At 41.7% G+C, this 569-nt stretch carries 1 protein-coding gene; it reads left to right on the top strand.

Going from position 1 to position 569, the window contains the following annotated elements; genetic code table 11:
- The coding region (locus tag ACESOD_RS09780) for an SspB-related isopeptide-forming adhesin (protein WP_373095556.1) at positions 1-569 on the top strand (569 nt) is incomplete at both ends.

Below are 569 nucleotides of genomic sequence, written 5' to 3'. Positions count from 1 at the left end.
GAAGAACCTAAGTTCCAACCAGAGAAATACGTTGTTTCTGAAGAGAAATTCGATATCACAGGCGACAAGCTCGTTGATGATGATAAAGAGTTGGCAGACAAGTACGCAGATACCAATGCGAACCCATATGCGGACGATGCATCAAACAACGAAGCTCAAAACTTGAACACCAAGACTGTGAAACGTGGCGACAAGTTGGTTTACCAAGTATGGTTGGATACAACTAAATTTGACGCAGCTAACAAGGACAACATCCAATCAGTAGGAATCTCAGATGACTACGATGAATCTAAATTGGAGCTTGATGCTACTAAGATCAAAGCTTACGATTCAGTAACAGGTGATGATGTTACAGCTAAATTTGACATCACTGTGAACAACGGTGTAATCACTGCAACTCTTAAAGCTGGCTTCACTAAGTCACTTGGAGACGCAGAAGATACTCAAATCATCGATACAACTAAGTTCGCCTTCGGACGTTACTACAAGTTCGACATCCCAACAACAGTGAAAGCTGATGTACCTGGTGGTGTAGATATTGAAAATACTGCGGCTCAAGTAGTCAACTA

Origin of the sequence: Streptococcus oralis (assembly GCF_964238205.1) — a bacterium.
Lineage (GTDB): Bacteria > Bacillota > Bacilli > Lactobacillales > Streptococcaceae > Streptococcus > Streptococcus oralis_CZ.
The sequence above is the reverse complement of the archived record's forward strand: the minus strand, read 5'-3'. Positions and strand labels throughout refer to the sequence as shown.